26 protein-coding genes are annotated in these 26,737 nt (G+C 46.4%); 16 read left to right on the forward strand and 10 right to left on the reverse strand.

From position 1 onward, the window contains the following. Window positions 1–224 precede the first annotated feature (224 nt). The gene (locus MKX68_RS12000) at window positions 225–1,040 is read left to right on the forward strand and encodes an SDR family NAD(P)-dependent oxidoreductase (RefSeq protein WP_340911776.1); all 816 of its coding nucleotides are present in this window, start codon (window positions 225–227) and stop codon (window positions 1,038–1,040) included. 22 nt (window positions 1,041–1,062) lie between these two features. Here MKX68_RS12000 and MKX68_RS12005 read toward each other — a convergent pair whose 3' ends face one another. Next, window positions 1,063–2,370: a VWA domain-containing protein gene (locus MKX68_RS12005; RefSeq protein ID WP_340911779.1), complete on the reverse strand. Its 1,308-nt coding sequence runs from the start codon at window positions 2,368–2,370 to the stop codon at window positions 1,063–1,065. Window positions 2,371–2,474: 104 nt separating this feature from the next. Further along, window positions 2,475–2,939: a DUF4385 domain-containing protein gene (locus MKX68_RS12010; protein ID WP_047840920.1), complete on the reverse strand. Its 465-nt coding sequence runs from the start codon at window positions 2,937–2,939 to the stop codon at window positions 2,475–2,477. 96 nt (window positions 2,940–3,035) lie between these two features. Here MKX68_RS12010 and MKX68_RS12015 point away from each other — a divergent pair, with 96 nt between their 5' ends. The 5 genes from MKX68_RS12015 to MKX68_RS12035 all read left to right on the forward strand — a co-directional run bounded on the left by MKX68_RS12015 (window position 3,036) and on the right by MKX68_RS12035 (window position 8,122). Beyond that, entirely contained in the window at window positions 3,036–3,503 is a 468-nt protein-coding gene (locus MKX68_RS12015; RefSeq protein ID WP_340911781.1) for a YfbM family protein, read from the forward strand. A 135-nt stretch (window positions 3,504–3,638) separates the two neighbouring features. After that, the gene (locus MKX68_RS12020) at window positions 3,639–3,767 is read left to right on the forward strand and encodes a hypothetical protein (RefSeq protein WP_017691584.1); all 129 of its coding nucleotides are present in this window, start codon (window positions 3,639–3,641) and stop codon (window positions 3,765–3,767) included. A gap of 232 nt (window positions 3,768–3,999) precedes the next feature. After that, window positions 4,000–5,484, forward strand: a complete 1,485-nt coding sequence (locus MKX68_RS12025; protein ID WP_340911784.1) for a copper amine oxidase N-terminal domain-containing protein — start codon at window positions 4,000–4,002, stop codon at window positions 5,482–5,484. Between the two features lie 244 nt (window positions 5,485–5,728). Next, complete coding sequence (locus tag MKX68_RS12030; RefSeq protein ID WP_340911785.1) at window positions 5,729–7,192, forward strand: GNAT family N-acetyltransferase; 1,464 nt, start codon at window positions 5,729–5,731, stop codon at window positions 7,190–7,192. Between the two features lie 144 nt (window positions 7,193–7,336). Further along, a complete protein-coding gene (locus tag MKX68_RS12035; protein ID WP_340911788.1) occupies window positions 7,337–8,122 on the forward strand; it encodes a glucose 1-dehydrogenase in 786 nt (261 codons plus the stop codon). Between the two features lie 132 nt (window positions 8,123–8,254). On the opposite strand, the gene MKX68_RS12040 is transcribed toward MKX68_RS12035, so the two are convergent. From MKX68_RS12040 to pdxR, 3 genes are read right to left on the reverse strand one after another with little or no spacing between them, the layout of a single operon-like run. Further along, window positions 8,255–8,713 carry a GNAT family N-acetyltransferase gene (locus MKX68_RS12040; protein WP_340911790.1) on the reverse strand — a complete coding sequence of 153 codons (459 nt, stop codon included), beginning with the start codon at window positions 8,711–8,713 and terminating at the stop codon, window positions 8,255–8,257. Next, complete coding sequence (locus MKX68_RS12045; RefSeq protein ID WP_340911793.1) at window positions 8,710–9,630, reverse strand: D-alanine--D-alanine ligase; 921 nt, start codon at window positions 9,628–9,630, stop codon at window positions 8,710–8,712. The genes MKX68_RS12040 and MKX68_RS12045 overlap by 4 nt, the downstream gene beginning before the upstream one ends. Before the next feature lie 12 nt (window positions 9,631–9,642). Beyond that, window positions 9,643–11,094 (reverse strand): MocR-like pyridoxine biosynthesis transcription factor PdxR, encoded by a 1,452-nt coding sequence (pdxR, locus tag MKX68_RS12050; protein WP_340911795.1) that lies wholly within the window; start codon window positions 11,092–11,094, stop codon window positions 9,643–9,645. Between the two features lie 673 nt (window positions 11,095–11,767). On the opposite strand from pdxR, the gene MKX68_RS12055 reads away from it, so the two are divergent. Both MKX68_RS12055 and MKX68_RS12060 read left to right on the forward strand, forming a co-directional pair. Further along, complete coding sequence (locus MKX68_RS12055) at window positions 11,768–12,124, forward strand: nucleotide excision repair endonuclease (RefSeq protein ID WP_340911797.1); 357 nt, start codon at window positions 11,768–11,770, stop codon at window positions 12,122–12,124. A 207-nt stretch (window positions 12,125–12,331) separates the two neighbouring features. Continuing rightward, the gene (locus MKX68_RS12060) at window positions 12,332–13,078 is read left to right on the forward strand and encodes a Bax inhibitor-1/YccA family protein (protein ID WP_310339472.1); all 747 of its coding nucleotides are present in this window, start codon (window positions 12,332–12,334) and stop codon (window positions 13,076–13,078) included. A 175-nt stretch (window positions 13,079–13,253) separates the two neighbouring features. Here MKX68_RS12060 and MKX68_RS12065 read toward each other — a convergent pair whose 3' ends face one another. Beyond that, window positions 13,254–13,937, reverse strand: a complete 684-nt coding sequence (locus MKX68_RS12065; RefSeq protein WP_340911799.1) for a 4'-phosphopantetheinyl transferase family protein — start codon at window positions 13,935–13,937, stop codon at window positions 13,254–13,256. A gap of 162 nt (window positions 13,938–14,099) precedes the next feature. Beyond that, window positions 14,100–14,972, reverse strand: coding sequence for an arylamine N-acetyltransferase family protein (locus MKX68_RS12070; protein WP_340911801.1), 873 nt, complete (start codon window positions 14,970–14,972; stop codon window positions 14,100–14,102). A 291-nt stretch (window positions 14,973–15,263) separates the two neighbouring features. Between MKX68_RS12070 and greA the strand changes: the two genes are divergently transcribed. From greA to rlmN, 3 genes are all read left to right on the forward strand, one after another. Beyond that, complete coding sequence (gene greA / locus MKX68_RS12075; RefSeq protein WP_062836673.1) at window positions 15,264–15,740, forward strand: transcription elongation factor GreA; 477 nt, start codon at window positions 15,264–15,266, stop codon at window positions 15,738–15,740. Between the two features lie 282 nt (window positions 15,741–16,022). Continuing rightward, window positions 16,023–17,378, forward strand: coding sequence for a sodium-dependent transporter (locus MKX68_RS12080; protein ID WP_091035609.1), 1,356 nt, complete (start codon window positions 16,023–16,025; stop codon window positions 17,376–17,378). A gap of 179 nt (window positions 17,379–17,557) precedes the next feature. Further along, a complete protein-coding gene (rlmN, locus tag MKX68_RS12085; RefSeq protein ID WP_340911804.1) occupies window positions 17,558–18,652 on the forward strand; it encodes a 23S rRNA (adenine(2503)-C(2))-methyltransferase RlmN in 1,095 nt (364 codons plus the stop codon). A 171-nt stretch (window positions 18,653–18,823) separates the two neighbouring features. Here rlmN and MKX68_RS12090 read toward each other — a convergent pair whose 3' ends face one another. Continuing rightward, the gene (locus MKX68_RS12090; protein WP_340911806.1) at window positions 18,824–19,264 is read right to left on the reverse strand and encodes a GNAT family N-acetyltransferase; all 441 of its coding nucleotides are present in this window, start codon (window positions 19,262–19,264) and stop codon (window positions 18,824–18,826) included. A gap of 212 nt (window positions 19,265–19,476) precedes the next feature. On the opposite strand from MKX68_RS12090, the gene MKX68_RS12095 reads away from it, so the two are divergent. The 5 genes from MKX68_RS12095 to MKX68_RS12115 all read left to right on the forward strand — a co-directional run bounded on the left by MKX68_RS12095 (window position 19,477) and on the right by MKX68_RS12115 (window position 24,447). Next, a complete protein-coding gene (locus MKX68_RS12095; protein WP_340915367.1) occupies window positions 19,477–19,917 on the forward strand; it encodes a MarR family winged helix-turn-helix transcriptional regulator in 441 nt (146 codons plus the stop codon). 101 nt (window positions 19,918–20,018) lie between these two features. Beyond that, window positions 20,019–21,128, forward strand: coding sequence for a glycosyl hydrolase family 8 (locus MKX68_RS12100; RefSeq protein WP_340911807.1), 1,110 nt, complete (start codon window positions 20,019–20,021; stop codon window positions 21,126–21,128). Between the two features lie 112 nt (window positions 21,129–21,240). Next, window positions 21,241–22,116, forward strand: a complete 876-nt coding sequence (locus MKX68_RS12105; protein WP_338589329.1) for a diguanylate cyclase domain-containing protein — start codon at window positions 21,241–21,243, stop codon at window positions 22,114–22,116. A gap of 160 nt (window positions 22,117–22,276) precedes the next feature. Beyond that, on the forward strand, window positions 22,277–23,572 hold the full coding sequence (locus MKX68_RS12110) for a glycosyltransferase family 2 protein (protein WP_036612238.1): 1,296 nt from the start codon (window positions 22,277–22,279) through the stop codon (window positions 23,570–23,572). A gap of 146 nt (window positions 23,573–23,718) precedes the next feature. Further along, a complete protein-coding gene (locus MKX68_RS12115; protein WP_340911810.1) occupies window positions 23,719–24,447 on the forward strand; it encodes a class I SAM-dependent DNA methyltransferase in 729 nt (242 codons plus the stop codon). A gap of 199 nt (window positions 24,448–24,646) precedes the next feature. On the opposite strand, the gene MKX68_RS12120 is transcribed toward MKX68_RS12115, so the two are convergent. Further along, on the reverse strand, window positions 24,647–25,429 hold the full coding sequence (locus MKX68_RS12120; protein ID WP_340911813.1) for an ABC transporter ATP-binding protein: 783 nt from the start codon (window positions 25,427–25,429) through the stop codon (window positions 24,647–24,649). A gap of 78 nt (window positions 25,430–25,507) precedes the next feature. Further along, window positions 25,508–26,731 (reverse strand): MFS transporter, encoded by a 1,224-nt coding sequence (locus MKX68_RS12125; protein ID WP_340911815.1) that lies wholly within the window; start codon window positions 26,729–26,731, stop codon window positions 25,508–25,510. Window positions 26,732–26,737: the final 6 nt, after the last annotated feature.

The following is a 26,737-nucleotide window of genomic DNA, read 5'->3' on the forward strand; positions in this document are numbered from 1 at the left end:
TTGTTGAACAGAAACTACGTTTCCTTCGCTTATCGTCATTCTACTGTTTTACGCCGGATAACGTCAATTTAATCCTAGTTTAATAAGTAAGCACCACGTTCTAGATTCAAATTTAACAAATGCATTTGACAGCGTCATGCAATTTGGTTACGATGGTTCTATAAAGAAACAGTGTTTCCTAATGAAAACAAGTGTTTAAATTATGCACAGAGGATGGATGAGAGATGATAAAGGAACAGCATCAATGGGTACTTATTACAGGTGCTTCTTCAGGTATTGGGGAAATTTTTGCACTCGAAATGGCTTCTAAGGGTAAAAATATTGTGCTGGTGGCCAGAACAGAATCCAAACTGAATCAGTTGGCAGAGCGAATAGAACGTACATATCAAGTAAGGGCTGAGGTAATCGTATCGGATCTTTCCGAAGTAGAGGCACCTCAGAATGTATATGAGGAATGTCAAAATCGGGGAATACACATCGATATGCTGATCAACAATGCTGGATTTGCTACCCATGGATGTTTTGAACAGGTGGATGGTTCAAGGCAACAGGACGAGATTATGTTGAACGTGCTCGCCTTAACGAACATGACACATCTTTTCTTGCCAGGCATGTTACAGAAGAAAAATGGTGCTGTCATTAATGTGTCTTCGACGGCTGCCTTTCAACCTGATCCGTATATGGCTGTGTATGGAGCAACGAAGGCATTTGTACTTTCTTTTACAGAGGCATTATACGAAGAAAATAGGAAGCGTGGCGTACAGTTTTTGGCACTATGCCCAGGCTCAACCGAGACCTCGTTCTTTGATGTAGTAGGTGCTGATGAAGCCTCGGTGGGTAAACGTGATACCCCTGAGCATGTCGTGGCAGTGGCCATGAGAGCACTCGAGTCAGGCAAACCTTATGCTGTGCCGGGGGCTGGTAATTACTGGACAGCGCAGTTCACCCGCCTCGTGCCACGCAAGTTGATGTTGCGAATCGTAGGAAGTATGCTCCGTCCACGTTCCAAGGATGGTAAACCAGAAAAAGTACAAGCCTGATTAGTGGTATAGGGTAAAAGCTTTAGGCCAAAATGCCTTTGGCCCGAGCTTCCTTTATCCAGTCTGGAAATTCAGTAAGGAGACGATCGTACAATTCTTCATCGCTGATCTTGGAGATGTCGTCGAGAGCAAAAAAGTCAGCATTATCGATGAAACGTCCAGTCATGTCATCGAGTTTCTCGAGAATACCGTAATTGGCTTGGCCTAGGCCAACGAATTGCCAGAATAGGTTTTTGGTTGAGCTTTCGGTAATAAGCCGTATGATTTTCCCTTTTTGACTGACTCCACCATCGCTAAAAAAGATAATATACGTTGGAATCTTCACATCGGGTTCCTCGATCGTATATTTGCGAATGACATCCTGCATCACAGGAGGTTCGTTATTGGTACCGCCTTTGCTTCCCAGCGTATATGTGCGTTCAATATAATTCTCGAAATCCCTGGCGGTGACGCTAGGTGCACGCAAGAAGTCTTTGGCGAAGAACCAGACGTCCAACTCTCCGTTATCATCAAACGCTGATGCAATCGCCAGGATACGCTCGAAGGCCTCTTGCACGATGCCTTTGCGATACAGATGGTACATGGAGCCTGATGCATCAAATACAACGGCAACACGTGCCTGGATAGGTTCAATCTTTTTCTTTTGCAGAGACAGGGTTACTTTACGCTTGAGGAGATCGATTTTGGTCAGGTTAAGCGGCGGATGATTCGTGTTTGGTGCAGCAACAGGTGCCAAGGCTTCTGGAGAGGCGGCTGCTACTTCAGCTTGTGCCGTGAGAAGAACCTGTTCGGCTTCCGAGGTGTCGTTACTCTCAATTTCAACACCGAATGACTCTGCCAGCGGCTGCAATCCACCAAAGAAACCTCGTCCAATCGCACGAACTTTGAACCCGTCACGATACTTGTAGATTTCAATGAGAATAAGCGCTGTTTCCGCAGTGACCTGTGTGATCTCGTAGGTGATCTGCTGGGAACCCGCTTGTACAATCGCCTGACATGCCTGAACATCGGCGAAAGTCCCTCCCGCATCCAGAGTAGCCGTAAACACACATTTTTCCACAGGGGCCTGCCGTAATTGATTCGTATCCAGTACAAACGAGGATTTCAGTTCCTCTGCCTGTTGCAGAAGTACACTTTGATGGGGATCGGCCGTCTGATTATAAAATACAAAATAGTCGTCAGATGGGACCTTTCCCTCTTCGTTTACCATAAAACAGCTAACATCCAAGGGAGAGGGAGATGATGTACATTGAATGGTTACCTGAAGTTGAGCGCATTCGTTGATGCTAATATTCTGGCCTGTGTTTAAGTGGACGAGCGAATCTGTCATAATCGGATGCGCCTCTTTTCTCCAATATAATGGTTGAAAATGTACAGTAACAAGATCGATTCTGAGACAAATGTTTCCATAAGTCAATCTTTTCACCGTTGATCCTACGCTTCATCAGACTCGTACTTTTCTCGATGCTCCTTCTTCATCTTCACATAGTCTGGATCGGTCTTCGCAATCTCCCATTGTGCTTTGAATATAGCGGCGGCTTCTGCCTTCACCTTATCATTCTGATAGGGCAGGATCGAGCCATCCTCCTTCGAGTATTTGCGTCCTCCTTTGTGATTCGTATAACGTCTGGCCCGTGTATAGCCCATCTGGAGAAATTTGCGAGCCATATCCATACCCACGAAATCTCCCTTTTTCTTATACTCCAAAAATAGCTCATAGATCTTCTCTGATGACTCTGTCGCAATCTCGGGTGTTTTGAATCGCCAGTGTGGCAGAATCTCGCCTTTGTACGGCTCAACCATCAGCACACCCTGCTCGCCCCGGCCTACGGTGTACAGCTCAGGATGTTTGCGCAGATCCAACTCATCATAATTGAGACTGTAATCAAATTTTTTCATGTATACACCCTCCTTGATAGGGATTACCCCGATTCTGAACCAACAAGCACGGTTAATGGGGAACAACAGAATCAATTACACAGGAGGGATAACGGTATGGGAATGTCCGGCAGATATCTTGTGGTAACGAAGGAGCTAGTTGAATCCATCAAGTCAGGTGAGGTTAGTGTGCATGATTGTGCAGTTGATCTGGATATCGATAAAATGTGGCAGATGCTGCAGTTCACGCTGAACGGTAACTTGTTAGAAGGGGAGCCGCCCCTGGGCTATGTGGTGCCTCTAGCAGGTGAGCAATACTTGGGAAACTATTCGGACATGGATCTGTTTTTGCTTAGTAATGAGCAGGTGCTGGAAGCCTACATGGCATTGGAGCAGCTCACACCGGAGGAATTGAAGCAGCGGTATAGTCTGGACCGGATGATCGCTGAAGGGGTCTATCCTGTCATGGAAGATTGGGATGCGGAAGAGACATTTCAGGAGATCGTTCAGACTGTGGATGATGTTCAGGCCTTGTTTCAGGCCACGGCTGCAAGTGGGAACGGCATCATTTTTTATGTTTTCTAAATGAGCACTAAAATTATGATGGAAAATGTCATGCCGATATTGAGGCAGGTTTGAACTACGCTTATTCGGGTTATTGATAGACACAAGGCTCAGGCCTTGATACATGACAATCCGGTAGAAGAGAGGGAATGCGATATGACACAGGATCAGAACGAAGAGAACAAAGCGATTCAAGAGGACGAGCCGGATCAATTCGAGACTCCCGCAACTGCGGAAGATGAAGAAACGGATGAGAAACTCGCAGAAGATCAGGAGCAAGAATAACTCCCAGCATTGCATAATGAAGCAGGATGTTTTATCGAAACATACGATATGCTGAAATATAGATAGACCAGAGGTCGGACATGTTCCGGCCTTTTGGTTTATTTTTTTGCGTATCCGTTTACAAGAATTACCTATACCTTCATAATGGAAATGAACCATATTTTTCTAAGGAGGAGTTCATATTACGAATCGGAAGTTAGTCCAATGGATGGCAGTGCCACTAGTACTTTTAATGGTTGTTCTTACAGGATGTCAGGCTGTGGGTGGAGTAGACGTTGGCAAAGCAATGGCCAATGGCGCGAGTATCAAGTCCGGTGAATCCAGACAATCCATGAATATAAACATAGAACCGGCTAAGGAATTTGCTACAGAAAAAGACCTTGAAATGATCGAACTCATTAATTCCATATCCCTGGATATTGATCAAGCCAAAATGAAAGATGCGAAGACTGCATCGATTAAAGGTACACTGAGCATGGAGGGAACGAAATTACCTTTCCACCTGTCCATGAATGAGTCCCAATTGGTCATTGATCTGGACGGAGCCCAGAAACCGCTGTACATATCTCTGGATACGCTCCAAGATGCACAGGCTCTTCCAATGGTAGATACGAAGGCTCTGGAGAAACAACTCGAGGAAATTTCCCCGAAACTGTTCTCTTTTGTCCTGAAGCATCTGTCCAATCCGAAGAACATCTCCGTAACACCGGTACAGGAATCCGTGAATGGCGAAGCGCTTAGCCTCTCCAAGCTGCATCTGGAAGTTAGTGGTGAAGAGATGCTTGCTATGGTTAAACCGTTCCTGACGAGTATCTCGAAGGATGAGCAAGGACTGAAAGAGCTGATTGGCGATCTGTATGATGTGTTCTATCCTGTTCTGGAAGCTGTGAATGAGGTTGAAGGCGGGGGAGATGAAACGCTGAATTCTATCGTTCCTGAATCGAAAGATGAAGCTGTTGCGTCACTATATGCCATCATCAAAGTAGGACTGGACAGCATGCTGGTCAATTATGATCAGGAGCTGAACAACCTGTTGAATGAGACACCTGAATTCAAAACGGTATTTGGCACAGGTACCACACTGAAATTGGATTTCTATCTCGACAGCAAGCTGGATATTCGCAAGCAAAACTTTGAACTGAAAGTAGCGTTGCCGGCTTCCGAAGATCTGCCGGTGAACTCCGTAACCGTAAGTGGAGACAGTGAACAGTGGAATATCGGTGGAACGGTTGCAGTGGATGAAGTGGATGTATCGGGTGGCGTTATGGATCTGATGAAGGATGATATTACGCCTGGACAGATGCTGCGCAATTTTGATTCCAATTCACTCGCATACCAATTGCTGAAAGATGAAGCTGGGATCACGAGTAAAAGTGTAGTGCTCTTCCCGGATGATGAATACGCTGGGGCGATCACGGTTAAGAATACAACATTTGTTCCGCTTCGCTACGTGTCTGAAGAATTGGATGCTGAAGTGAAATGGACCAAAGGTTCAAACCAAATCGTTGTTATTGACGACATCACTGGTGATGAGATTGTCCTGACTGTAGGTTCCAAGAAAGCAACCGTTGCTGGTAAAGAAGTGACCATGGTGGAATCCGCCTATGTGGGCAAGGACGGCAAGACGTATGTGCCACTGCGCTTTATGGCTGAATCCCTTGGAGCTACTGTAGATAAGGAACAAGAAACAGGCTGGATTTATATTGACCGTCCTTAAGTGAGACGTTATAAGTAAGCCTTAGTAAGAGAGGGGATTTCAGAGTATGCCAGATTTCTCGTAATGATCGTGAAAAGAACACCGCAAAAATTCCGTTAGAACATGAACGGGATACGTGTGTCCTTTTGACCCATTACGAGGAACTTCGGCGTTTCTGAAATGAGGAAACGGATCGGGGAGTGCCTCTATTGGAGGTGCTCCTCTTTGTTGTGTCATCCTAAATAAATCCCCAGAGGTGTTGTATATGAAAAGTCAATTATTCATCCATTCAAACTCCGTTACGTTGCGTCCATTTACGCTTGAAGATCAGGCTGTCGTGTATGCATTAACCCAACAACCTGAAATCACCAATATGCTACCCGATTGGAAGATGACCGAGGAGCAGTTGCGCGAATTTTTACAGTTTGTCGTTGGCAGTTACGAACAGTTCAACCCGGAAGATGTACGCATCCTGCTTGCCGTTGTACACAATAAAGATCAGCGTATCATTGGTTGGTGTGGTGTGTTTCCCAATGACCTGCTGGATCGGGCTGACCGTGAAGTGGCTTACGCCATCTCCCGGGATTACCGGAATAAAGGATACATCACAGAGGCTGTGCAGGCGCTAACAGCATATGTATTTGAGCATACCTTGCTGGATCGAATCGTGGGCATTGTGAAGCCGCACAACCAGCCGTCACGCAAAGTTCTGGAGCATACAGGTTTTCGTTATATCTCTCGCAGAATGCTTATGGACCAGGAGTGCTACGATTATTTTGAACTGCTCAAAGTAAAGTCCGAACCAGCGCAATTGAAGCAGATGCATTGCACAGTTCGCTTAAGACGAGCACAGCAGGAAGATGCTGTTGTACTTACAGAGATTTGCACTCGTGCTTTTGATCATGTCATAAAAGTCTGGGCGGATAATGAGAAGGATATCGATAGCAATCTATGCCCGCCTGATTATTCGTCAGTTCGCATGCATCGTTACGTGATCCGTGAATGGGATTATTATGTTGTAGAATCAGATAGATGCGCTATTGGCGGAGTGAGTGTTAACGTACTTGGACGAAAACATGCCAGGATCGATAAGATCTATATTGATCCCGTATGCCAGGGCCGTGGCGTGGGAACTCAAGTCATGAGGCTTATTGAGGCTGAATTTCCGCAGATTGAAACCTGGAAGCTGGAGACCTCAGGTCGGCAGCTGGATAATCATCATTTTTACGAAAAAATGGGATATGTTTGTATCTATGCATCTGAGGATGAGTTTGTATATGAGAAGAACATGTCCGTTGATTCTTTTGATCCAACATGTGATGAGACATTAGCCAAGGACTCGGGTGAGTCGGTGGTTGAATATGTTCAAGCTAATCTGGACTCGGTTCGTTACAGCACCAGTAATCTGACCAATAGTCGGATTACCGACTGCAACCTGAGTGGAAGCAAATTTACCAATTTAAATATGACCAATATATTGCTAGCTGATTTACGCCTAACTGATAGCAAGATTGAATTTTGTGCTTTGGATGGAGTTCAATTCCAGGACACACATCTTGGATCTGACCGTGTACCTATGCAGTGGGCTCATTGTGATCTTAGGGGAAGTCGTTTTATCGATTGCGATCTATCTGGAGTTCAGTTGGAACAATGTCAAGTGACCGGGATGAAGATCAACGGAGTAGAAGTAGAGGAATTACTTGCAGCCTATGAGGCTATGAAGTCCTGAGGACGAATGGCATGGCAAATACGGAAGCATACTAATCCGGTTGAGATGCTGGTTGTAACAGATCCTCGTTTGATTAGAACAATTAAGGAAACGGGTATTTATCTATGGAAGATGTCCAAAACAGCAAAGGGAGGTCTATGAATGATGACTGAACGATTTGCGGGTAAAGTGGTCCTGATTACAGGCGGCGGTTCCGGCCTCGGGCGATCAGCTGCTGTGGAAGTAGCACGTGAAGGGGCGAAGCTTGCCTTGGTGGATGTGAACATGAAGGCGCTGGAAGAGACCAAACGTGTAATCTCCGAAGAGGTACAGCATGCCGAGTTTCTGCTAATTGAAGGTGACGTAGCTGACGAAGAAGCTGTGAAGAAGTATGTTAGCGATACGGTCAATGAGTTCGGACGTATCGATGCATTTTTCAACAATGCAGGCATTGAAGGCAAGCAAAACCTGATCGAGAACTACGAGACAGAAATGTTTGATAAAGTTATCGACATCAACCTGAAGGGTGTATTCTACGGGTTGAAGCACGTTCTACCTGTGATGAAAAAACAGGGAGAAGGCTACATCGTGAACGCGTCCTCTGTTGGTGGGATTCGCGCCGTGCCAAACCTGGTTGCCTACGGAGCGAGCAAACATGCCGTAGCCGGCATGACCAAAGATGCGGCGATTGAATACGCCGAGCATGGGATCAGCGTTAATGCAATTGCACCCGGAGCCATTCTGACAGATATGGTTATCGGCTCGTTCAAACAGATCAATCCGAATGACTGGGAGTCAGCATCCAAAGAGTTCGTGAAGGACAACCCGGCGAAGCGCTTGGGTGAACCGAAGGAAGTAGGGCGCCTCGTTGCCTTCCTGCTGTCCGGCGAAGCACCATTTATCAATGGAGCCATTATTCCGATTGATGGTGCGCAGTCAGCCAAATATTGATCCCATAATCATCAACAGCACATCAATGCGACATAGATATATACTGAAGAACGCCCTTTTTCGCCAATGTGCGGATTGGGGCGTTCTTTTTTGGGTTTGATATTCAAGGGGGCGTATCCCGTATCCGGCAGGTTAAGTGTGCTGTAGAATCTGCGGCTTTTTGCTAAACCCGGTACTCCCGGCTGTAAAGCCCATCTGGCGATAGAATTCATGTGCAGCTTCACGCTCTGGGCGATTGCCACTGTTCAGAGACAAGGAATCCACGTTATGCTTGGCTGCCCATTGCTCAGCTTCAAGAATGAGCTGACGGCCGATGCCTGAGCCCCTGAACTGGTCGTGTACAACCAATGCCAAGATGCGGCAGTGTCTTCCGTTTTTTTCATACATATAAGACGTCTGTAATCCGATCAGTCCAACTACGCGTCCGCGTGCTTCAGCAACCAGTGTAGTAAAGTTTGCGTCCGCAGAGATATGGGTATAGCGCTCTTCCATCTCGGCGTACGTGGTGGGATAACCGAGTTGATCCATCAGAATGACCATATCTTGCAGATCTGTAGTGGAGCTATGTCTAATCGTCACATCCAGGCTCATAATGTTGTATCCTCCTTGGGTCTTTCCTTCAAAGAAAGTTCAATAATGGTATCCAGCAGCTCTGCAAAAGAAATGCCTGCCGCGGCTGCACTTTTGGGCAGCAGACTGTTACGGGTAAGTCCCGGCAGCGTGTTTACTTCAAGCACATAAGGCAAGCCTTCCCGAATCATCATATCCACGCGCGCGTAAACACTGCATTTGAGCACCTGATAACAGGCCAAGGCCGCGGCTTCAACGCGATTGTGAAGGTCCAAAGGCAATTGCACAACCTGCTCATCGGCCCCGTGGTCATCGTATTTGGAAGAATAATCGAAAAACTCCGCGTTCGAACGAATGGAGATCACCGGCAGCATCTTACCATCCAGAATGGCACAGGTAATCTCTTCACCTTCGATATACTGTTCAATCATGACCGTATCATCCCAGGCGAGGGCAGCCTCTACAGCAGCGGACAGGGCGGAAGCTTCCTTCACCACTTGGGTACCGATGCTGGAACCGCCTGAATTGGGTTTGACTACCACGGGGTACGTTAATTGTTGAACAGCAATAGAGGACAGTTCCTCGATATGACTCACTCGCAGCCATTCTCCGGTAAGCACACCTGCATGCTGCATGAGTTGTTTGGACATGTCTTTATCCATGCATACACTGCTCGCAAGCACGCCACAACCTGTGTAGGGAATACCCAGGGATTCCAGTGTGCCTTGAACCGTACCGTCTTCGCCGTATTTGCCATGCAGGGCAAGCAGTGCCACATCGATCCCCGCTGACTTGTCGATTAGATCGCGCTTGGTATTCAGCTCAATGGGTACAACCTCGTATTTGTCTTTATTCAGGTTTGCAATCATCTCCTGTCCGGTGAGCAGGGAAATATCCCGCTCTGAAGATGTACCGCCCATAATCACGCCAACTTTCATGTGAAATCCTCCTTATCTCATTTGAGCTGCTGTCTCGCCAATGATGCGAATGCCCTTGCGTATATTATCATCGCTGACTCTGGAGAAACCCAGACGCATCGTGTTTACACCCTGACCAGGTTCCAGATAAAAGGTATCCCCTGGTGTGAACGTTACACCTTTCACTTTACAGGCGGCCAGCAGTTCACGGGTTCTGTATTCGGACGGGAACTGCACGAACAGATGCAGACCACCCGCACCGGAAATCCGGCACATTGGCAGATACTGCTTCAGGCAACGCACAACCAATTCATATTTTCGCTTATACTCCGTGCGAGCTCGCTTCAAATATTTCTCGAAATTACCGTTGCTCAGATATTGATACAATAACGATTGGTCCAGCGTGGAGGTATGGATGCTGCGTGCCCGTTTCATACTCTCCAGATAATCAATCAGCGCCGCATCCGCAATAATCCAACCTACCCGCAGGCCTGGGAACAGGACTTTGGAGAAGCTGCCCAGATACACCAGTCCATTGCCTTTGCCCATGCTGGCGATCAGGGGAGATACGTGGGAACCGGAATAGCGCAATTCTTCATTGAATCCGTCCTCAATGATGGGAACCTGATACTTGTTCATCAACCGGATGATCTCTACCCGTTTTGCAGGGGACGTCACAATCCCGGTTGGATTGTGATAGGAGGGCACAAGATACGCCAGATCATATGGACTTGCCTCAAGTTCATGTTCCAGTTGTTTCAAGTCCAGGCCATCCGGCTCCATATTCACACCGGTCAGGTGGAACTGGTGTAATTTTAGATTTTTGATCGCCGTGTGGTGCGTTGGATTCTCACAGAGCGCTTTTCCGCTTTTTTTACGCAACGCTCCAAGCACCAGATCGAAACCTTCCGTGAATCCGTTGGTGATCAGAATGTCCTTGCCACGGAGGTCGACACCTTTGTTCTCCATATAACGTAGTAAATAGTTCATCAGCGGTCTGTATCCTTGCGCATATCCGTAATTCAGCAGTACTTCGCCTTCAAGTGACATGCGATCCAGAAAAGCGCGTTTCACGTTGTGCAGATCAAACAGCTTTTCATCCGGTGCTATGCTGGTAAACGATATTTCACCGCGCTCTGCTCCGGAGCCATGCTTCATCAGATCGTATTGCTCTGCCTGAATGGCATACTCGCTTACCTCTGTCGTCCAGTCCAGTTTCCAGCTTGCTGCTGCCTCAGGTGTTTCGATGGAGGCACTGACGTAATTGCCCTTGCCTTTGACTGCATAGATCAGTCCCTCATCTTCAAGCTCGGCATAAGCGAGCAGGACCGTACTTCGACTAACCTTCATGAGTGTGCTGAGTTCACGGGTCGACGGCAGTTTTTGTTTGGCTTGCAGGCCGCCTTTGAGCATCAATCGCTTCATATAATCTTTGACTTGTATATATACAGGGCGGTCCTCCGTCAGTTGCAGATCGGAATACATCCCATCACTCCCTCTATTGGTATCTTGCCATATTATAAACCCAGCAGAAAGAACCACGATACCTCTGTTTCCCTGAGCGTGTGGTTGGTTGTTCGCACAAACGCAAAAAAGCCCTGGCAGTATGCCGGGGCCTGGTGGTGAAACTTGATCCATTTTCTATAGTACTGCTGCTATAATTTCTACAGTTGCATTGCATGACTAGTCTCTCTAGGATCGATAGCTATCTGACCTTCTACGTGTGTCTATTAACTTCAGTACGACTATAATTGCAGGCTTTCTAGGTGATACTTAAAATCTACAGTGAATCATGAATCTAGGTCTTTCTAGGTTTGCTTGCTGCAAGGGTCGAGTAAATGATGAATCCACAATCTATAAGCTAGGGTTCTTGCTAACTGTACTCTTGTCGTGATCACGTAACAGAATTCAGCATGAAAAAGATATTCAATCATAGGGTACAATAGACGGAGGTAGATATAAAGACGTATGTCTCAGTGCCCAATTTCTTCCTCATACCCCTATAGTACCACTTTGAATCAGGGAAGTTAACCTTTTTTTTGAAATATTTGTCGTAATAGCGAAAATTGCGTGAATTGTACTTCATATAGATTGAAATGGTGTCCCTTTATAATATGTGATAGGATGTAAACCTATAGATAATGAGGAAGTGAGCCTATTGATTAATATTACCGTGCCAACACCGGATGTAACCATCACAAAGCAGGCTGATCCACAGCTTAGCCACATTTATGGATTTACTGATTTTCACCTGATTACCCGGGAACTAGGCGGGATTTTCATGTTTTACAATGCCGATGGAGAGTTGTTATTTGTCGGGAAAGCACGTAAATTAAGACCACGTATCAAAAAGCATTTTGAAGACACGGTATCACCAATGAAGAATCACCGCGAAGAAGTAACGAAGATTGAAGTATGCCTGGTTGAAGATCCGGTAGATCGTGAAATTTACGAGACGTATATCATCAACACGATGCGTGCGAAATACAATGTAGATAAAGTCTTGTACAAATAAGACACTTAAAAAGCACATGAACATGCAATGTCTGGGACATATGTCCTAAATGTTGCGCCAGTGGGTACGGATGTAATCGAAGGATTGCATCCGATTCCTTCTGGTGCCATCCCGATCTTTTCGAGGGAGTAGCTTGTAGAATTGAACCGTAATACGCCCAAACTTAGTATCACAGATATATCAAATACATATGAAGAGGTGATTGTGTTGATCGGTCGTAGCGGTAACCCTACACTTAAAGACAGCACGTTTGAAAACAGAGGATATGGAGAAGATCGGTATCAGAATTACATGACGATCAACGGTACGGTTAACAAAGCGTTTATTACGCTTGTGATCCTGCTGGGCAGTGCGTTTGCAACATGGATGATGTTCTTTAACGGACAACAAGTGATGCCGCTTGCTTATGGCGGATTAATCGTTGGTTTCATTCTGGCACTTGTGATTTCGTTCAAACCCGTAGCGGCACCTTATCTGGTACCCGTCTATGCTGTGGCAGAAGGTTTGTTCCTGGGAGCACTCTCGGCGACCTATGAGTCACTGTATAACGGAATTACCTTGCAGGCGGCCCTGTTGACCATGGCTGTATTCATTGCTCTGTTGATGGCATACAAAACCAGATTGATCAAAGCTACGGAGAACTTCAAGCTTGGGGTCGTGGCTGCAACTGGCGGTATCATGATCATGTATCTGCTGAGCTTTGTACTTGGTTTCTTCGGAATTTCGATTCCTTACCTGCATGATAACAGCTTGATCGGCATTGGTATTTCGGTCGTTATCGTGATTGTGGCTGCCCTCAATCTGGTCCTTGATTTCGACTTCATCGAGGGTGGTGCTGAACGTGGTGCGCCCAAATACATGGAGTGGTACGGTGCATTTGGATTGATGGTTACCCTGGTATGGCTGTACATTGAGATCATCCGTCTGCTTGGCAAATTGCGGAGCCGGGATTAGTTCTATTTGATACGTCAGAGACGTAAACTGAGTGTGAATATAAAGCCAAAAAGCCAAAAAGCTAACGCGTGATACTCACGTCGTTAGCTTTTTTTAATTAACCTTAGCCAGGGCTTCTTGATTCCAGCCTCTTACAAAACTCAACTGATCCCAACTAGTTCAGCCCAGTACCACTCTATACCAACTCTGTATACAGATCCTCCAAGGTAATGATCTCGGGCATGTTTGGAAGCTCTCCACCAGCCGAACATGCCGCAAGCATATGTCCTTCATCCAGTCGCTGACTGAGAAAGAAATATGTCCCCGCCTGTTCGCAATGCCATTCCTTCCGCTCATCAGGTAGGATGGCGAAGGAGTCCAATGGCATGGACAACCCCATACCCACTGCCTTGATATAACTTTCCTTCAGCGTCCATAGACGGTAGAAGGTTTCCAACCGCCGATCGTCAGGCTCGGCAGCCAAGAACTGGCTCTCTTTAGGAGAGAAGAAACGCTCTGCAATCTGCATGTCAATTGGAGCTATTTTTTCCACATCCACGCCCAGTTCATCTGTACTGCCAGAGATCAGAGCAATCCAATCACCAGAATGGGAGACGTTGAATTGTACATCCGAATGGTGATTGAGCGAAGGTTTGCCGTAGGAATTACGGGAAAAAGAAAGATCAGCAGGCCTTAGGCCGGTTAACTTGCTCAAAGTCACACGAGTCAATATCTCGCCCAGCACGGAGCGATACGCGTCAGCCTGACGCACAAAACGCGAAGCCTGAGCACGTCGCTCGGCAGAAACTTGCGACAAAAAGTGGTTCCAGTACGCCTCGGGCAATACTTCTGGAACTTGGAGCACACGAATAGTTATCATCATTTATCACCTGAATACGTATTCGGCGCAGTTCAGTAACTTCCCTTTATATGGAACGTCCCTTCAACTCTTCCTCCCAAATCATCACTATACGGATGCCCCTAACAAGCAAGCCGGTTGTCTCGCTTTTCATGTTAAGATTTCAGGTAATGCATCTTTATCTCATGCTTCTTGCGCTTGTTTCCATTCTATATGCGCAGACTGCACTCGCTCCCACATCTCTTGGCATTCCAGTTCGCTGTAATTCACCAAGGGTTCATGGAATATTTCAGTTAATACGTTGCGCCACTCGGTATAATTCCGGATCTCCGTTTTCCGGATTCCTTCGATATCATGAGTTCGGAGCATACATCCACGTAATTCATGACTGCGATTCTTATCCCGCTGACGAAGCAAAAATGCGTTATGCCAAGGTGATTCGGCCGCCCGACTGTAGAATTCATGTTTGGGGATGAACTCCTCCAGATCGTGGACTACCTCGGGAGCATAGTCGACGCCTTCACTTGGCCCATTCGGCTCGTACTCAAGTCGCCATCCCCCAATAGCAACAGATGAAGGGATCAATTGGTATGTGAACGGAGCTGAACCATAGGTTCCATAACGAAGTGGCAGAGGTTCAAAGGGCATTCCGCCCAGACCTACATCTACAATCCAGTGCTCAACTGTTGGGTCAGCATCCGGTAGAAGCACAGATAGACCGAGATGGAATGAGTTCACACGGGGTTGTTCCCCATGAGGCTGTACTCCCCCTCGATGCCAATCAACTGTATAACCCAGCGAGCGGAGAAGAACACTAAATGCACCATTTAGATGAAAGCAGTAGCCGCTGCGTCCCTGTAATATAAGCTGAATGGAATCTTGAAGACCGATTCCCGCAGGACGACCTGCAAAAATATCGACCGTTTGCCAGGATAAATATTGGACATGTGCTCGCTGGAGTTCAAATAAGAATTCCAGTGTAGGTTCCTTTATATCTTCAATGCCGATCCGTTTCAGATAGGTCTGTATTTCAGCTGTATTCAATAGTTCAATCATTCAAAGTCACCTCACGTCATATGGTGGGCTGCAGCCCAAATTTTTATAAAACTTCTGCTGCCCTGAGTTCATTGTAAAATTCAACGGGTGAAAACAACATCATCAATTGAGTTGATTGTAACGGTACAATTCATAGGATAGCCTTTAAAATCATCTCATGAGATGGACATGGTTTTGATGTCATTGAAATACAATATATGGATGAGCTATTTCTTTTTCTGGGGTATGCTAACCCTTTGGAGTGGATATAGGTTAGAATATAGATAGATAGCAGGATTAGGAGATGGAAAAATGGCTAATGATGAAGTGATTTTGACACAGGAAGGCTTGGAAAAGCTGGAGGACGAACTGAGGGATTTGAAGACGGTGAAGCGTAAGGAACTGGCTGAGCGTCTGAAACTCGCCATCAGTTACGGTGACCTGAAGGAAAATAGTGAGTATCATTCAGCCAAAGATGATCAGGCCTTTATGGAGACCCGGATTTTAATCTTGGAGAAGATGTTGACAAAAGCAAGAGTCATCTCTTCAGACAATATAGACTCCAACAAAGTGAGCATTGGATCGACGGTGTTGCTTAATGACATTGAGTTCGCCGAGAAGATTGAATATAAAGTGGTTGGTCCTGCCGAGGCCGATGTTGCGGATAATAAAATTTCGTACGAGAGCCCGCTGGGCAAGGAATTGATGGGCAAAGAAGTGGGCAGCGTCATTCATGTCAATGCTCCGATGGGCGTTATCAAGTACGAGTTACTTCAAATCAAAGTTTAATCAAAAATAAGAGGTGTTCCGCAGTCATCCAGGTGGCTGAGGGGACACCTCTTTTGATTTTACTGGGCTTTGAACGTTTGGAAATATGGATTTGTTGAAACTTCATACGGTTGGACTAACGGACTTTATCACATACTGTGTTTAAGGAACTTATAAGACAAAGAATTCCGTATGTTTTTTATGTAAAAAAATAACATTTCGACAAATTTCGAATTTCGAATGACCTGACAAGGTGAGTAGTATATAATTACGGGAAAACTTTAAAGTGATGGAGTAGATACGATGAATTTTAGTAAGCCTAATCTAGATCAAGACAACGCTGGCAAAGGAGAACGTTTCTCCCAAGCTGGATTTATCCTGGCGGCCATTGGTAGTTCGGTTGGTCTGGGCAACATGTGGAAATTCCCGTACATTACGGGTGAGAACGGAGGGGCTGCGTTTTTCCTGCTCTTCATCGTCTGTTTGCTGCTCATCGGTCTGCCAGTGCTCCTGGCTGAACTTGCGATTGGTCGCAGTGGCAGAGGTAGTGCAGCTACTGCTTTTATCAAAGCAGGTGGACATAAGGGCTGGCTCGCAGCCGGATTGCTGCAAGTACTGACGCCGTTTATCATCCTGTCTTTTTATGTCATTATTGCGGGCTGGACATTGCAATATGCAATTACGTCATTCAGTGGAACATTGTTCAACAATCCGGATTATGCCGGACAGTTCAATTCCTTCATAGGCGGTTATATGCCGATTGTATGGCAACTGGTTTCGGTTCTGATCACAGGCTGGATTGTTGCCAAAGGGGTATCTAACGGAATCGAGAAGTTTAACAAGGTGCTGATTCCAGCGATGTTGGTACTGCTCATTATCCTGATGATTCGTGCAGTTACATTGCCGGGTGCAGGAGCTGGGGTTTCCTTCTTCCTGAATCCGGACTTCTCACAACTTACAACGGAATCCGCACTGGTGGCGCTTGGACATGCCTTCTTCTCCCTGTCACTGGGGATGGGTATTCTTGTAACCTACGGTTCGTATGTGGATAAAAATCAATCCCTCGGTGCGGCAACCGTCGCCGTTGGTGCAGGTGACCTGATCTATGCATTCATTGCGGGTCTGATCATCTTCCCAACAACATTCTCGTTTGGTATTGCACCGGACCAAGGACCGTCATTGATCTTTGTGGCACTTCCGGCGGCCTTCTCGGCGATGCCACTTGGCTTCTTGTTTGGCGGACTGTTCTTCATCCTGTTGGCTATTGCGGCATTAACGTCAGCGGTATCCTTGCTTGAAGTTCCGGTGAAATATTTCATGGAACGTTTGTCCTGGAGCCGCAGTCGTGCGGTATGGGTGATATCGCTAGCGGTCTTCATTGTGGGACTTCCTTCTGTATTGTCGCTCGGATTGCAGCCTGAATGGACGATTGGATCGAAGAGTGTGTTCGACTGGATGGACTTTGTAGCATCCAACATCCTGCTGCCTGTCGGTGGATTGCTTGTGACGATTTTTGCCGGATACTTCTGGAAAACGGCTGCGGAAGCTTCCGGCCTGCGTTCCGGATGGTTCCGGGTGTGGCTGTTCATGCTGCGTTACGTAGCTCCGATCCTGGTTCTGCTGGTTCTACTGCACACATCCGGTATCATTCACTTCTAATGGTGAAGGCCCGATAGGGTGAAATATGGTCTGTTGTGCAGATTTACCATGGATAAAACCTCTTGGAAGAAATGCAAAAGCCCTTGTTTTCCCTCGTCAATTTTGGGACAATACGGAGTAGAGGTTTTTTGGGTAGGACCGATAAGCCATATGCTTTTTTGCGAAAAGAGGATTATACAATGAACAAATCATCCATATATGGATTAACATTAGAGCAATTACGTTCCTGGCTGCCGGAGCATGGGCAGAAAAAATCCCGTGCATCCCGGATCTGGGAATGGTTATATCAAGAGCGTGTACACGATTTCCCGGCGATGTCCGATGTCCGTCAAGAATGTCTGGATGTACTTTCCGAGCACTTCACAATGAACTCTCTTAGCGAACATGTGAAGCAGGAATCGGCAGATGGTACCGTGAAGTTTCTGCTTCGGATGCAGGACGGCAACCTGATTGAGACGGTATTGATGCGGCAAAAGTACGGACTTACCGTCTGTGTGACCACACAAGTGGGCTGTAACATTGGTTGCAGCTTCTGTGCGAGCGGTCTGATCAAGAAGAGCCGTGACTTGACCGCTGGCGAGATTGTGGAACAGATTATGCATGTGCAGCGACATCTGGATGTAGCGGGTCAAGACGAGCGGGTAACCAACGTCGTTGTGATGGGGATTGGCGAACCATTCGACAACTTCCAACACATGAGTGATTTCATCGAAGTCATCAAGGATCGCAAAGGATTGGCGCTGGCGGCGAAACGGATTACTGTGTCCACGAGTGGCCTTCCGGATAAAATCAAGGAATTTGCAGACAGCAGTCTGCAGGTTAACCTGGCAATCTCTCTGCATGCACCTAATAATGAACTGCGTACACACATCATGAAGATCAACCGGGCTTTCCCGATTGAGCAATTGATGGATGCTGTGGATTATTATCTGGCTACAACGAACAAACGTATCATGTTTGAGTACATCCTCCTGCGTGATGTTAACGATCAACGTGAGCATGCCGCGGAGCTCGCTGAACTGTTGTCAAGTCGCAGAAGTATGGTCAGTGTGAATCTGATCCCATACAACCCGGTGGATGAGCACAGTCAGTATCAACGGAGTACAGAAGAATCGATTCTGGGTTTCTATGATACGCTCAAAAAGAACAACATCAACTCCACTGTACGTATGGAACATGGTACGGATATCGATGCTGCTTGCGGACAGCTGCGCAGTAAACAAATGAAAAACAACGCTGCCGAATCCGAGCCAGACCGTCTGGCACTGGGATAAGATAAAACGCGGATCTGGCAAGTAAAGTTAGGATACTTGGTTGCTCTAATGGGTGCCTCTACGTGCTATTTACCGTTGTTGGGTCAGGAATAAGTGTTGCCTGGTTTTAATGCAAAACGCCTCTGTATATCACTGAGAAGTGATACCGGAGGCGTTTTTTTTGGAATCTCATTATTTCAGTTTTTTGGTCATCAGCAGATGGGGAATGCCGTCTTCCATGAATACTTCCGACGCGTGTGCATATCCGAGACGTTCGTAGAACCCGGAAGCTTGTACCTGTGCATGCAGCTTGGCTTTCTCAAGTCCTTCGGCAACAGCCATCTGCTCCAGCTTGTCGATCAGCACACGGCCCAGGCCGTGTTTGCGGTAATCGAGCATGACGCAGATCCGTTCCAATTTGGCGACCTGTTCCACAATGCGCAGTCTGGAGGAAGCAGCAGGCACACCGTCTACGTAGAGCAGAATGTGGCGTGCCTCCGCGTCTAATGTATCATAAGCATCGAATTCATCCGCTGCGGGTACGCCTTGTTCTTCGACAAAAATAGCAGTTCGAATGGCGAAGCAGGCATCGAGCAATTCCTGATTAGTAACTTCAACAATCGTTGTATTCATGAATGTTTCTCCTTTGGACGATAGTAATCATATCCGGGCATGATAAACTGGTATATAGCATAATCATTGCAGCCATTCCATGTGAGTATCTTGGTTAAAATTTAATCCAATTTAACTGTAGTTATATCACTATTTATGTTGTGAATGCAACAATTTTATAAAAGGGCGTGAGTGCATTGACTGATAAAAAAGAAGTGTTGCGTGAAATTGGCATGATTGCCCGCTGTCTGGATTCGATCAGCAATGTCGAATTTCAACATCTGAACTTGTCCCGAGGCCAATATCTGTATCTTTATCGCATATGTGAGAATCCGGGCATTATTCCCAACCAGCTGGCTGAACTAATCAAAGTAGATCGAACGACAGCGGCCAGAGCGATTAGCAAACTCGAATCCGATGGATTTATTGTCAAACAGTCGGCAATAGACAATAAGAAGAACAAGTTGTTATATCCGACAGAAGCTGGCCTGAAAGCATGGGAATTCATTCGTAAAGAGGGCGAGCATTCCGACCAGGTGACGCTGGACGACTTTACGGATGAAGAGATAGAGACCGCGGTTAAGCTTCTCCGCCGAATGCGCCACAACATCGAGGTAGACTGGAAATTTGTCAAAAAGGGCGGACGGCGGTCCTACATGGATATCTCAGAATGAACAATGCCTCTATCCTTGACCCCTACATCCCAGACCCTAGCCGAACCGATCTCAAGGAGCAGAGTCATTATCTCACAATAGCAAAAGTACAGGAGGGAATCATGAAGAGAGTGAACCGGAAAACAGTAACGTGGTTGGTCATAATGGTGGTCAGTATTGCAGCAGCGTTCATTATTTTCATGAAGGAGCGGTTCGTGATGAATGAATTATCCCCTACAGTATCCTTTGTCCAAGATCATATGACCAATCCCAATGGTTTACTTGCGTCCTATTTGCAGGATGCCACATCCGAAAAAGCGGATATCGTAGCAGGCAGAGAGGTTTTATCTGAATCACTTGGTCTTTGGATGCAATATGCTGTAGCCAAGAACGATCAGGCGTTATTTGAGCAAAGCTATGAGCTGCTGACGACCTATTTCCTCATGCCGCAAAAATATATTGCCTGGAAGCTGGATGCTGAGGGAAAATCTCACGTGACCACCAACGCGCTCGGTGATGATTTCCGAATTGTAGGTGCCTTATTAAAGGCAGCAGATCAATGGCAACAGGGAAGAGAATCCAAACTGGCAACGGCCTCGGATATTTCTCGTACACTGACGCAGTCGGTTCAGAATAAAGGATATTATGTTGATTTTCACGATTTTGGCAACGGTTACTCCGCGGATATGTTAAGCCTGGTTTATGTGGATCTACCGTCTCTCCAATTAATGGAGAAGCATGAAATGCTGGAGCCGGGCACATATGCCAAGTACGAATCCATGTTGAAGAGTATGCCGGATGACGGGATATTTTATCCGAAAACATTCAATGTGGGGACGAAAGAGTATACATATGATGACACAGTGAATCTGATTGATCAGCTGATCGTAGCGAACCATCTAACTGCGACCAGCCGCAAACCGGACAAGCTCATTGCTTTTTTGAAAAAAGAATTCAATACCCGTCATCAGCTGCCGGGACAATATAAGCGTAGTACTCGCACACCTGCGGTATCTTACCAATCTCCATCCGTATATGGACTCGCGATACTGCTTGCGGTTCAATCAGGTGATCCAAAATGGGCGAAACAGCTGTATAAGCATATGATCAGCATGCGTAGTCTGGATGCCAGTTATCCAGGCGGATATGTATTTAGTGGAAACACACATATGTTTGATAACCTGTTTCCTTTGCTTGGGGAGACTGAATTACAAAAGTTACTTAAAAAGTAATAAAAATGTCGTTTAATATATTCAACTATGTGTTAACATAATGTTTGTCTATTCATGTCATATATTGTTTACTCGAAATATCACTAACCAATCTACTGGAGAGAAGAAACCTATGAGGAATAAAGCACCCATCCTTCGTATTGCATGGGGATATGCGAGTTTGATTGGATTAGCCGTAATCCAGCAGCTCGTTGTCTATCTTAAGATTTATATGAATCAGAGTTATACTACACTGGATGTGGTGTTTAGCATTGTGTCGCTTGCAGCGCTGATCCTGGGTTTTGTGATACCTGTCGGGGTATCTGTCGTCGCCGGATTTATCTATCTGGTCTCTTATTTTGTATGGCTTGTTACCTACGCGGATGTAAGTGTACTTACGTTCTCTTGGTGGCTGCTCATTCCAGCCAATGTGGCTGTGGCTGCTTTTATCAAGGCAAGTCTTGTGCGCAATGCGCGTGTCATGGAGCGTCTGCAGGAGCTTCAGGAGCGTAATCCGGAGATTGATCTGGATACCTCTCTGGGCAATAAGGATGCACTTGCGGATACGCTTGTTAAGCAAAGTAATCTAGCCAGACGTTATTCGGAGCAATATGGATTCAGCATGGCGATGTTCAAGATCGAGTTTTTGCCGTTGGTACTGGAATCTCTCGGTTCCGTACGTTATGCACAGTTCCTTCTTGAACTATCCACTACCATACAGAAGCAGATTCGGTTTGAGGATTATAAATTTTTTGTGGATCGAGGACGTTTTGTGATTATCTGTCCAATGACCAATGTGGAGTACTTGCCCATCCTGACACAACGGATCAAAAAAGCCATGATGGATCTGCAAATCATCGATAAAAAGGGAAATGAGTTGCAGACGGTTATTCGATCGGGTGCACTGGTATTCCAGAAGGAACAATTCAGTAAGTATGAGGATATCGATGCTGTTATTGCGGCACTGGAACGGAACACAGAGACAGATCTCATTGGTGAATACATCTAGATGCTATGGGGGAGGAGTATTTCTGTGAATTATTTAACATGGTTTGTTCCATTATGTATTGTAGTTAGCAGTTTCTTTGCCATTACGATTCTTATATTAACCTTTGCGACTCTTCGTTTTCGAGGGAAAATTAACAGGAAATATGATCGGAGGAAATTGAATGGCTGATTTCCTGCTGTTGATGTCCATCCTCAGTATTTGGATATCCGTCACCGAGTCGATTGTCATTATGGCTGGAGCTATTCGTTTCATTAACAAACAAGAAAAAAAGGGAATTCAAATTCCTGAAAGTATGGATGATTACCCCACTGTGACTGTCATGGTGCCTGCGCATAATGAAGGGGTAGTTATCGTGTCTACCGTTGAGCATATATTGCGTCTGAACTACCCTGAGCATAAAGTTCAAGTTATTGTTATTGCAGATAATTGTACAGATAATACAGCAGAGCGCCTGAAGGAACTCAAGGCCAAGACGAGTTATGCAGATCGTGACTTTACCATTCTGGAGCGTACCGGTACAGGTGGGAAGTCGGGAGCTTTGAATGATGGCCTTGAACTGGCGTGGGGAGAATGGATATGTATCTATGACGCAGATGCGGCGCCTGAGCGGAATGCATTGATGTTTTTGACACAAAAAGCATTGGAAAACCCGGAGAAGTATGGTGCTGTATTTGGTCGAAACAAAGCTCGTAATCGGGGTCAGAATTTTCTCTCCCGTTGCATTAATCTGGAACTTGTAACGGTCCAACGTGTTCACCATACGGGGTTATGGGAGTTATTCAAACTGGGCACGATTCCTGGTACGAACTATATTATCAAGGCAGCACTGATCCGTGAGATTGGTGGATGGGACCCTGATGCGATCACGGAAGATACGGCCGTATCGTTTGATATTCTTACTCGGGGTCAGCTTATTGCATTAGCGCCACAAGCAGAGGCTTACCAGCAGGAACCTGAGCAATTATCGGTATATATGAAACAGCGCCAGCGCTGGTCCAAGGGAAATTACCAGGTTGTTATCGACAATGTGAAGCATTTATTTGACCGTACTAGCTGGAGAATTAAACTGCATGTTCTGTACTATGCTGCAAGTTATTTCTGGTTTATGATCGCTATTATTGTATCGGATATTATTTTTGTCTCGAATCTAGTGTATCAGGTTATTGCATTATTTAATCCGAATGTCATTTCTCCCTTCCAGTTCTCGGGGGATGTTTACGTGTATCTCGTAATAGCATGGGCATTAATGTACTACATTTATGTACTACAAATTAATCTCGCACTCTCAGCAGATATTGGGCAAAGCAATACGCAGAATTTTATTGTGGCCTGCCTCTCCTATTTCACATATGCCCAGTTATTTCTGGTCATATCCGTCAAAGCATTTATCTCGCTTATTGGAGATAAGCTATTCCGGAGAGAAACCAAATGGTACAAAACGCAGCGTTTTGGCTGAGAAACATCAACTTATAAATGAAGGGCTGTTTTCTGGATTCGTTCAGAAGGCAGTCTTTTTTACTATGGAAAGATTGGTTGGCATTATGTATACTCTTTCAGGCTGTACATATTGAACGTTGCATAAAGGAAACGGAGGCGTGTGGAATGGGCTACAGGGGACCTGATTTTTACGATAATGAGGAAAACTTTGAGAAGTATATGGAACGCCGCCAGTGGCAGGAGAATGCCAATGATACGTTAGAGAAACCCGTGATGCTAGAGCTGATCGGAGACGTTGCGGGCAAGAGCATACTGGATCTTGGCTGCGGGGATGCGAGGTTTGGCGTAGAATTGCTGAGTGGGGAGCACGAAGGTGCGACGTATACGGGGATTGAGGGTTCGGTAAATATGATTCAGGCAGCTAACGAATCAGTAAAAGGATTGAATGCACAGATTGAACAGGCATTCATGGAAGACTGGACCTATCCGGTAGGTACATACGATCTGGTTATATCCCGACTGGCTGTTCACTACATTGAGGATGTGGAGAGCCTATTCCACAAGATATATAACACGTTAAATGAAAATGGCACATTCATATTTTCGGTAGAACATCCTGTGATCACGTCCACACTGCAACCTTCCGGGACGCGAACGGATTGGGTGGTTGATCAGTATTTTGTGGAAGGATTCCGTGAGCAGCAGTGGCTGGGCGGTTCTGTGAAAAAGATGCATCGTTCCATTGAATCATACTTTATGGCATTGCAGCGGGCAGGATTCCGTGTAGAACATTTGCGCGAGTCAGCACCACAACGTGCTTATTTTGTAAACGAGGAAACCTATCTGCGCAGGCAGCGTATTCCATTGTTTCTGTTCCTGGCAGCCCGGAAATAGATCGTGGAGAAGAATATAGATAAATAGAAGGACATAACTAAGTTATACTCATAAATTAGAAAGTTCTACACAGAAAACGGTGGATAACACTAGATATAGCAGTTAAAAGCCCGAAATCTATCCACATGTGGATAAGATATTGGGCTTTTACTGTTAAGTTTCTTCACCTATGTTACGTTTGCTGTGTATAACCATGCGATTATGAATCCGCCGCTGCTCTGACATAGACACGATCCCCGTGCCGATCCACTTCCACAGGTGCCTCGAAGAAGTTGCTCAGCACTTCGGTGTTCATCAGCTCGCTAGTTAATCCGCTATTCACGATTTCACCCCTGCGTAGCAAGAGACTGTGACTAAACACGGGCAATATTTCCTCGGTATGATGGGTGACGTAGATGAGCGAAGGGGTATCTGGACGCTGTGATAGTTCACGGATGCTGTCCAGCAGTCGCTCCCTTGAGAACAGATCCAGTCCATTGCAAGGCTCGTCCAGAATGAGTACGCGTGGATTGGCCATGAGTGCTCGGGCAATAAGGAGTTTCTGTTTCTCGCCTTGAGAACAGGTACGATATTCCCGATCCCACAGGTGCTGACAGCCCAGCGTTTGCATTAATTGTTTTGCTTGATCCAGATCATCATCTGACAGCTTGTCATACAGGCCAATGGTGGCATGTTTGCCGCTGATCACGACATACTGTGTGCGATCCGTGCCGTACAATTTCTCTTGCAGAGATGAACTGACCCAGCCGATGGATTTGCGAAGCTGCCTCAGATCCACATCCCCATATTCATGGCCTAACACGGATATCTTGCCTTCGGTCGGCCAGAGATACCCGGTGATCATGTTCAGGAGTGTTGTTTTGCCGGAGCCATTCAGGCCAAGCAACGCCCAGTGTTCACCGTCTTTAACCTGCCAGCTTACATCATTCAGCAGGGTAAGAGGTCCCCTTTTCCAAGTGACATGCTGTACATCAATTATCATGGGTTATTCCTTCCTCCTGTTATCCTCGAGTGTCCTAGGTGTATTGTAGTCACAAAATCAGTGAGGTTTCAACGGTTATCACACTGTTCTTGGTTGGTCCCTGCGCAGAAATACAGCACACACACCAAGCAGTGGCAAAAACGAACATAACTTGATAACAAACGAAATGCTGGTCACGTCAATTAAGGACCCCAGCACAACCGAGCCAAGTCCAGCCATGCCGAACGACAGGCCAAAAAATAACCCGGATACCGTACCAATATGACGAGGAAGCAGTTCCTGCGCATAAACAATGATGACGCTGAAACCGGACATCAGGATGAGTCCAATCATTCCACACAACACCATGGACAAGACGGGCCCTGCATAAGGTAGCAACAGGGAAAACGGTGCAGTACCTGCAATGGAGAACCAGATCATCGGTTTGCGTCCGTATCGGTCAGCGAGTGGTCCACCAAGCAAGGTTCCGACCATGCCTGCAAATTGCAAAATAAACAGACAGATCTGTGCCTGGGAGAGAGGCAAGTCATATGCATCGGCATAATAGAAGGCGTAGTACCCGGTCATGCCTGCAATATATACGAATTTGGAGAACAGCAGCAGGATGAGAATTCCCATTGTAAATGCGATGAATCCCCTGCTCACAGGCCGAGCTGCTGGCTCTGCGCCGCTTGATTTTAGAGGTGGTTGCTGACGAATGCGAGTCTCGGCAAGTTTGTCTCTGTACCAACGACTGACAAAAGACTGAATGAAGATGCCGATCAGGGCAAAGCCCATCAGCCATAGAAAACTACGCTGCCCATGTGGCAGCAGGATGAAGGCGACCAGTAATGGAGCAATAGCCTGTCCTGTGTTGCCTCCCACCTGGAAGATCGACTGCGCCATTCCGCGTCCACGGCCGGCTGCCATATGAGCCACGCGTGAGGATTCGGGGTGGAGGATGGACGAGCCTATGCCAATCAATGCTGCCGCAACAAGCAGCATCCATAACTCGGAAGACAAGGCTAAGCCGAGAACACCGATCAGGGAGAATAACATGCCTCCGGGAAGCAGGATCGGCATGGGCTTGCGGTCTGACATATAACCGACCAGTGGCTGAAGGACGGATGCGGTAATATTCAGGGTGAAAGCAATCCAGCCCATCTGGGCGAAGCTGAGCTGCATGGTCTGCTGGAATAGTGGGAAAGCAGATGGAACCACTGTCTGCATCGCATCATTCAGCAGATGGGCGAAGCTGACTCCGGCAAGTGCCCAATTGGCGGAGGAGTTGATTTGCATTTTGCTTAAAGTGGCCTGAGCCATGGGAGA

The sequence above is a fragment of the Paenibacillus sp. FSL M8-0212 genome, assembly GCF_038004645.1.
In the GTDB taxonomy this organism is placed as follows: Bacteria; Bacillota; Bacilli; order Paenibacillales; family Paenibacillaceae; genus Paenibacillus.

Bases quoted from the DNA above. Each gene is read 5' to 3' on its own strand.
- MKX68_RS12120 (WP_340911813.1), bottom strand. From the start codon at position 25,429: ATGATAATTGATGTACAGCATGTCACTTGGAAAAGGGGACCTCTTACC.
- MKX68_RS12025 (WP_340911784.1), top strand. From the start codon at position 4,000: ATGGTTGTTCTTACAGGATGTCAGGCTGTGGGTGGAGTAGACGTTGGC.
- MKX68_RS12105 (WP_338589329.1), top strand. From the start codon at position 21,241: ATGAGGAATAAAGCACCCATCCTTCGTATTGCATGGGGATATGCGAGT.
- MKX68_RS12015 (WP_340911781.1), top strand. From the start codon at position 3,036: ATGGGAATGTCCGGCAGATATCTTGTGGTAACGAAGGAGCTAGTTGAA.
- MKX68_RS12115 (WP_340911810.1), top strand. From the start codon at position 23,719: ATGGGCTACAGGGGACCTGATTTTTACGATAATGAGGAAAACTTTGAG.
- MKX68_RS12000 (WP_340911776.1), top strand. From the start codon at position 225: ATGATAAAGGAACAGCATCAATGGGTACTTATTACAGGTGCTTCTTCA.
- MKX68_RS12065 (WP_340911799.1), bottom strand. From the start codon at position 13,937: ATGATAACTATTCGTGTGCTCCAAGTTCCAGAAGTATTGCCCGAGGCG.
- MKX68_RS12045 (WP_340911793.1), bottom strand. From the start codon at position 9,630: ATGAAAGTTGGCGTGATTATGGGCGGTACATCTTCAGAGCGGGATATT.
- MKX68_RS12020 (WP_017691584.1), top strand. From the start codon at position 3,639: ATGACACAGGATCAGAACGAAGAGAACAAAGCGATTCAAGAGGACGAG.
- MKX68_RS12070 (WP_340911801.1), bottom strand. From the start codon at position 14,972: ATGATTGAACTATTGAATACAGCTGAAATACAGACCTATCTGAAACGG.
- MKX68_RS12005 (WP_340911779.1), bottom strand. From the start codon at position 2,370: ATGACAGATTCGCTCGTCCACTTAAACACAGGCCAGAATATTAGCATC.
- MKX68_RS12090 (WP_340911806.1), bottom strand. From the start codon at position 19,264: ATGAATACAACGATTGTTGAAGTTACTAATCAGGAATTGCTCGATGCC.
- MKX68_RS12030 (WP_340911785.1), top strand. From the start codon at position 5,729: ATGAAAAGTCAATTATTCATCCATTCAAACTCCGTTACGTTGCGTCCA.
- greA (WP_062836673.1), top strand. From the start codon at position 15,264: ATGGCTAATGATGAAGTGATTTTGACACAGGAAGGCTTGGAAAAGCTG.
- MKX68_RS12100 (WP_340911807.1), top strand. From the start codon at position 20,019: ATGAAGAGAGTGAACCGGAAAACAGTAACGTGGTTGGTCATAATGGTG.
- pdxR (WP_340911795.1), bottom strand. From the start codon at position 11,094: ATGTATTCCGATCTGCAACTGACGGAGGACCGCCCTGTATATATACAA.
- MKX68_RS12110 (WP_036612238.1), top strand. From the start codon at position 22,277: ATGGCTGATTTCCTGCTGTTGATGTCCATCCTCAGTATTTGGATATCC.
- MKX68_RS12040 (WP_340911790.1), bottom strand. From the start codon at position 8,713: ATGAGCCTGGATGTGACGATTAGACATAGCTCCACTACAGATCTGCAA.
- MKX68_RS12010 (WP_047840920.1), bottom strand. From the start codon at position 2,939: ATGAAAAAATTTGATTACAGTCTCAATTATGATGAGTTGGATCTGCGC.
- MKX68_RS12035 (WP_340911788.1), top strand. From the start codon at position 7,337: ATGACTGAACGATTTGCGGGTAAAGTGGTCCTGATTACAGGCGGCGGT.
- MKX68_RS12095 (WP_340915367.1), top strand. From the start codon at position 19,477: ATGATTGCCCGCTGTCTGGATTCGATCAGCAATGTCGAATTTCAACAT.
- rlmN (WP_340911804.1), top strand. From the start codon at position 17,558: ATGAACAAATCATCCATATATGGATTAACATTAGAGCAATTACGTTCC.
- MKX68_RS12125 (WP_340911815.1), bottom strand. From the start codon at position 26,731: ATGGCTCAGGCCACTTTAAGCAAAATGCAAATCAACTCCTCCGCCAAT.
- MKX68_RS12080 (WP_091035609.1), top strand. From the start codon at position 16,023: ATGAATTTTAGTAAGCCTAATCTAGATCAAGACAACGCTGGCAAAGGA.